Annotated in this window: 4 protein-coding genes and 1 pseudogene; 4 read left to right on the top strand and 1 reads right to left on the bottom strand. The window is 73.1% G+C overall.

Features of this window, described 5'->3' with window-relative positions:
* From AWC27_RS32670 to AWC27_RS11165, 4 genes and pseudogenes are all read left to right on the top strand, one after another.
* Positions 1-1,150, top strand: a pseudogene (locus AWC27_RS32670) (PE family protein); the annotation flags it as partial.
* Positions 1,151-1,200: 50 nt separating this feature from the next.
* Positions 1,201-1,896, top strand: coding sequence for a phosphatidylserine decarboxylase (locus AWC27_RS11175; protein WP_085670557.1), 696 nt, complete (start codon positions 1,201-1,203; stop codon positions 1,894-1,896).
* Positions 1,893-2,753 carry a CDP-diacylglycerol--serine O-phosphatidyltransferase gene (gene pssA, locus AWC27_RS11170; RefSeq protein ID WP_085670556.1) on the top strand — a complete coding sequence of 287 codons (861 nt, stop codon included), beginning with the start codon at positions 1,893-1,895 and terminating at the stop codon, positions 2,751-2,753. The genes AWC27_RS11175 and pssA overlap by 4 nt, the downstream gene beginning before the upstream one ends.
* Before the next feature lies 1 nt (position 2,754).
* Positions 2,755-4,908 carry an AAA family ATPase gene (locus tag AWC27_RS11165; protein WP_085670555.1) on the top strand — a complete coding sequence of 718 codons (2,154 nt, stop codon included), beginning with the start codon at positions 2,755-2,757 and terminating at the stop codon, positions 4,906-4,908.
* A gap of 6 nt (positions 4,909-4,914) precedes the next feature.
* Here the strand turns inward: AWC27_RS11165 and AWC27_RS31495 are convergent, their stop codons facing one another.
* Positions 4,915-5,991: a hypothetical protein gene (locus AWC27_RS31495; RefSeq protein ID WP_425437477.1), complete on the bottom strand. Its 1,077-nt coding sequence runs from the start codon at positions 5,989-5,991 to the stop codon at positions 4,915-4,917.
* Between the last annotated feature and the right edge of the window lie 75 nt (positions 5,992-6,066).

The raw sequence follows: 6,066 nt of genomic DNA, 5'->3' as shown, positions 1-6,066 counted from the left end.
CACCACCCGCGCTGAGCAGGCCGCCTGCCCCGCCGGCACCGCCGGGGGCGGGGTTGGCGGGGCCGGCGGACTCGGGTTGTTCGGCCACGGCGGCACTGGAGGCGTCGGCGGGCTCAGCGCCGGGGCTGCCGGTGGAACCGGTGGCGCCGGTGGAGCCAGCCTCCTGTTCGGCAATGGCGGAGCCGGCGGGGCCGGCGGACTCGGCGACTCTGGTGGGGCCGGTGGGGCCGGCGGCAACGCAGGTGTGTTCTTCGGCGACGGCGGCGCCGGCGGAGCGGGCGCAAACGCCTTACTCCCCAGCGGCAATGGCGCGGCCGGTGGCACCGGCGGTAACGCCGGCACGTTCTTCGGCACCGGCGGCGCCGGCGGGGTCGGGGGTGCGGGCGTCACCGGTGGCGTCGGCGGCCTCGGCGGTAGCGCCGCCACCCTGTTCGGCACCGGCGGGGCTGGCGGCGCCGGCGGACTCGGCACGACTTCCGGCGCGGTCGGCGGGGCCGGCGGTAACGCCGGCGCGCTATTTGGCACCGGCGGCGCCGGCGGGGCCGGCGCAGTCGGAATCGGTGCAGGAGGCGGTGCCGCCGGCGGGGCAGGCGGCAACGCCGGCATGTTCTACGGCGACGGCGGCGCGGGCGGCGCCGGCGGCGGCGGCACCAACGCCAACGGCGGAGTCGGCGGAACCGGCGGCAACGCCGCCATGTTCGCCGGCAATGGCGGGACCGGCGGCACGGGCGGTACCGGCGCGGTCGGCGGCGCGGTCGGCGGCCGTGGCGGCACCGGTGGTGGGTTCTGCGGCTCCGGTGGGTCCGGTGGGTCGGGCGGCACCGGCTTCGGTGCGGGCGGCGCAGGCGCAGGCGGCGCCGGCGGAAACGCGCTCGGGCTCCTGGGCGACGGCGGGTCCGGCGGCGACGCCGGCCAGACCTTTGGCGGCCCGACCAGCAACGGCGGAGCCGGCGGCAGGGCCGCCCTCATCGGCGACGGCGGCAACGGCGGCGAGGGCGGGGTCAATCAGACCGGCGGTACCGGCGGAAACGGCGGAAACGGCGGCAACGCCCAGTTGCTCGGCACCGGCGGTAACGGCGGTAACCGGGGCCGCGGCACTCCACAGGGGTCGCTCGGAGCCCCGGGCACACGCGGCTCACTATTCGGGTAGACGGTGACTGGCCGGCTAGAGATAGCCGGGCTTTCACCTAAGATGACCGCGTGGCACGACGCCCCCGCCCCGAAGGGCCCCAGCACCTCATCGAGTTGGTGCGGTCGACCATTCCGCCGATTCACCCAGCCGGGCGGCCGTTCATCTCCGCTGGGCTCGCCGTTGCCGCGGTGGGATACCGCCACCGGTGGCTGCGCCGTGCCGGCCTGACGGCCGCCGGCGTGTGCGCGGGATTCTTCCGCCACCCACCCCGGGTGCCACCGACCCGGCCGGGAGCGGTCGTTGCGCCAGCTGACGGCGTGGTCTGCGTGATCGACACCGCGGCCCCGCCCGCCGAACTGAGCATGGGCGACGCGCCGCTGCCCCGGATCAGCATCTTTCTGTCGGTGTTCGACGTGCACGTGCAGCGGGCGCCGGTCAGCGGCGAGGTGATCGCCGTGCAGCACCGGCCGGGTCGCTTCGCCTCGGCCGATCTGGCCGAAGCCAGCATCGACAACGAGCGCACCAGCGTGCGGATTCGGGCGGCTAACGGCGCCGAGGTGGTCGCGGTGCAAATCGCCGGGCTGGTGGCGCGCCGCATCGTGTGCGACGCGCACGTCGGTGACAAACTCGCGATCGGTGAGACGTACGGCCTGATCCGCTTCGGCTCCCGGCTCGACACCTACCTGCCGGCGGGCGCCGAACCTGTCGTCAGGGTCGGGCAGCGCGCGGTCGGCGGCGAGACCGTGCTGGCTGAACTGCCATGATCGACAAGCCCCGAGTTAGGCGATCGGTCAACCTGCATCTACTGCCCAGCGCGATGACCGTGCTGTCGATCTGCGCGGGACTGACGGCGATCAAGTTCGCTCTGGATCACAAGCCGATACCCGCGATGGCGCTGATCGCGGTGGCCGCCATCCTCGACGCGCTGGACGGCCGGGTGGCCCGCATCCTGGACGCCCAATCGCGGATGGGCGCCGAAATCGACTCGCTGGCCGACGCGGTGAACTTCGGCGTGACACCGGCGCTGGTGGTCTACGTGACGCTGCTGTCGAAGTGGCACGTCGGTTGGATGGTGGTGCTGCTGTACGCGGTATGCGTCGTGCTCCGGCTGGCCAGATACAACGCGCAGCAGGACGACGGGACCCTGCCCCCCTACGCCAAGGAATTCTTCGTCGGGATGCCGGCGCCGGCGGGCGCGGTGTCCATGATCGGCCTCATCGGGCTCAAATTGCAGTTCGGCGAGGGCTGGTGGAGTTCGGTGGGCTTCCTGGCTTTCTGGATCACCGGGACCTCGCTGCTGATGGTGAGCGCGATCCCGATGAAGAAGTTTCACACCCTGGCGGTGCCGCCGAATTGGGCGGCCCCGTTGCTGGCGGTGCTGGCGATCGCCGCGGCCGCCGCGGTCCTGGAGCCCTATCTGCTGATCTGGGTCATCATCATCTCCTACGTCTGCCACATCCCGTTCGCGGTGCGCAGCAAACGCTGGCTGGCCCGGCACCCCGAGGTATGGGACGACAAACCCAAGCAACGGCGTGCCGTGCGGCGGGCGAACCGCCGGGCGCAGCCGCAGCGCCGCTCGATGGCGCGGCTGGGGTTGCGCAAGCCGGGCAGGCGGCTGTGACTTGGCCCAGCAGCTCACCCTCATCGCGCGGCTGAACACCTCGGCTGTCGACTCGCGCCGTGGTGTCATCCGGTTGCACCCGAGCGCCATTGTTGCGCTGGGTATCCGCGAGTGGGACGCGGTGTCGCTGACCGGGTCGCGCACCACCGCCGCAGTGGCCGGCATGGCCGGCGGGGACACCCCGATCGGGACCGTGTTGCTGGACGACGTGACGCTGTCCAACGCCGGACTGCGCGAAGGGACCGCGGTGATCGTCAGTTCGGTCGCCGTTTACGGGGCACGATCGGTGACGCTGAGCGGCTCCACGCTGGCCACCCAATCGCTGTCGCCGGTCACCCTGCGCCAGGCACTGCTCGGCAAGGTGATGACGGTCGGCGACGCGGTGTCGCTGCTGCCCCGCGATCTGGGGCCGGGCACCTCGACGTCGGCGGCCAGCCGCGCGCTGGCCACTGCGGTCGGGATCAGCTGGACATCCGAACTGCTGACGGTCACCGGCGTGGACCCCGATGGACCGGTCAGCGTGCAGCCCAACTCGCTGGTGACCTGGGGCGTCGGCGTCCCGGCAGGCTCGAAGGTTGCGGCCCCGGTTGATGTCGCCACTCCCGAGATGCAGGTCGAGGAACTCAAGGGCTCCCAGCCGCAGGCGGCCAAGCTCACCGAATGGCTCAAGCTTGCCCTCGACGAGCCGCACCTGCTCAAGAGCTTGGGCGCGAGCACCAACCTGGGAGTGCTGGTGTCCGGTCCGGCCGGCGTCGGCAAGGTGACGCTGGTGCGCGCCGTGTGCGCCGGCCGCCGGTTGGTGGGGCTGGACGGTCCGGAGGTGGGCGCGCTGGCCGCCGACGACCGGCTCAAGGCGGTGGCTGCTGCTGTTGCGGCCGTACGTGACGGCGGCGGGGTGTTGCTGATCATCGACGTCGACGCGCTGCTGCCGGCCGCGCCGGAGCCGGTGGCCGCACTGATTCTCGGCGAGCTGCGTACGGCGGTGGCCACCGACGGCGTGGCCTTGATCGCCACCACCGCGCGGCCCGACCAGATCGATGCCCGGTTACGCGCCCCGGAGTTGTGCGACCGCGAGTTGGGTTTGCCGCTGCCCGACGCCGGAACCCGCCGGGCGCTGCTGGAGGCGCTGCTGAAACCGGTGCCCACCGGCGACCTCGACCTCGACGAGATCGCCGCGCGGACACCAGGTTTCGTCGTCGCCGATCTGGCCGCGCTATTACGCGAGGCGGCGCTGCGGGCCGCCGCGCGCGCCAGCGCCGACGGCGAACCGCCGAAGCTGAGCCAAGAGGATTTGCTCGGCGCGCTGACGGTCATCCGGCCACTGTCGCGCTCAGCCGGCGAGGAGGTGAGCGTCGGCAATGTCACGCTCGCCGACGTCGGCGATATGGCCGAGGCCAAGCAGGCGTTGACCGAAGCGGTGCTGTGGCCGTTGCAGCACCCCGACACGTTCGCCCGGCTGGGCGTGGACCCGCCGCGTGGGGTGCTGCTGTACGGCCCGCCGGGGTGTGGCAAGACGTTCGTGGTGCGCGCGCTGGCCAGTACCGGACAGCTCAGTGTGCACGCGGTCAAGGGCTCTGAGTTGATGGACAAATGGGTGGGGTCCTCTGAGAAAGCGGTTCGCGAGTTGTTCCGCCGGGCCAGGGATTCCGCGCCGTCGCTGGTGTTTCTCGACGAGGTGGATGCGCTGGCGCCCCGGCGCGGTCAGAGCTTCGATTCGGGCGTGACCGACCGGGTGGTCGCCGCGCTGCTGACCGAGTTGGACGGCATCGATCCGCTGCGCGACGTCGTCGTCCTGGGCGCCACCAATCGGCCCGATCTGATCGACCCGGCTCTATTGCGGCCGGGCCGGCTGGAACGGCTGGTGTTTGTCGAGCCGCCCGACGCCGCTGCCCGGCGCGAAATCCTGCGCACCGCGGGCCGGTCGATTCCGCTGAGCGCCGACGTGGACCTCGACGAGGTTGCCGCCGGGCTGGACGGCTACAGCGCCGCGGACTGTGTGGCGCTGTTGCGTGAAGCCGCGCTGACGGCGATGCGCCGTTCCATCGATGCCGCCGACGTGACCGCGGCCGACCTGGCGGCTGCTCGGGAAACCGTGCGGCCGTCGCTGGATCCACTGCAGATCGAGTCGTTGCGCGGGTTCGCCAAGGCGCTTTAGTTGGCCTCAGCCCGAGTCGCCGGAGTGACCGTCGGTGCCCGTTGCGCCGAGGCCGCCATCGCTGCCGGTACTGCCGTTCGTGAACCCGGTCCCGACCGCGCCGGCATTGCCACCGGCACCGCCTGCCGCGCCAGAGCCCCCGTCGCCGCCGATGCCGTGGCTGCCGGCGTGGCCGAACACGCCACCCGCCCCACCCACGCCGCCGTCGCCGCCATCGCCGCCATCGCCACCGGCGCCTCCGGCGCCGCCGTTGCCGGCATCGCCGCCGTAACCCAAGCCCGCGGCTCCGTCGCCTTTGCCGCCAGCACCTCCATCGCCACCGGCGCCGCCCTGGGCGCCGAGGCCACCGTCACCGCCGGAACCACCGTGGCCGCCAGCACCGCCGGTACCGAACAGCAGCCCACCCCGGCCACCAGCACCTCCGGCGCCGCCATGCCCTCCGTCGCCTCCTGCCGCGCCAACACCACCGTCGCCGCCGGCACCGCCTTTGCCGCCGGTGCCGCTGGGCGTGACGGCGTACTGGTGGCCTTCCCCACCGGCGCCGCCGTTGCCGCCGCGCGCGCCGACACCACCAAGGCCACCGTCCCCGCCGTCGCCGCCTTGTGCGACGCCGGCATCGCCGGTTAGGCCGGCGCCACCTACGCCTCCGTTCCCGCCTGGTCCACCGATACCGCCCGCACCGCCGTTGCCACCCCCACCACCGCTACCGTCGCCGGTTCGGGTCCCCCCGATGCCGCCCTGACCACCGTCACCGCCTGCGGCGTTGGGGCCACCGTGGCCACCGTTGCCACCCAGGCCGCCAAACACGTCCCCACTTACCGGCCCGTCCCCGCCGGGGCCGCCATTGCCGCCGCCCACGCCGGTAGCGGTGCTGTCAGCGCCGTCTTGGCCGGATCCGCCATGGTGGCCGAAACCTTTGCTGGTTCCGCCAGCCGGCAGCTGGGAGGTCTGGTTGTACTGGGGGTTGACGGCGTTGTCGCCGGCGTAACCGTGACCACCGGACCCGCCGGCACCCCCGGACCCGAACAACAATCCGGCGTTGCCGCCGGCCCCACCGGCTCCGCCGGTGCCGCCGACGGTCATGGCCGCGCCGCCGTTCCCGCCCGCCCCACCGTTGCCGGCTAACCAGCCGCCCGCACCACCGGCACCGCCCATTGC

The organism is Mycobacterium szulgai (assembly GCF_002116635.1).
GTDB lineage: Bacteria > Actinomycetota > Actinomycetes > Mycobacteriales > Mycobacteriaceae > Mycobacterium > Mycobacterium szulgai.
Note: the sequence above shows the minus strand (reverse complement) of the source record. Positions and strands in the feature narration are given on the sequence as shown.

Coding starts and splice junctions, on each gene's coding strand:
- pssA (WP_085670556.1), top strand. CDS start 1,893: ATGATCGACAAGCCCCGAGTTAGGCGATCGGTCAACCTGCATCTACTG.
- AWC27_RS31495 (WP_425437477.1), bottom strand. CDS start 5,991: ATGACCGTCGGCGGCACCGGCGGAGCCGGTGGGGCCGGCGGCAACGCC.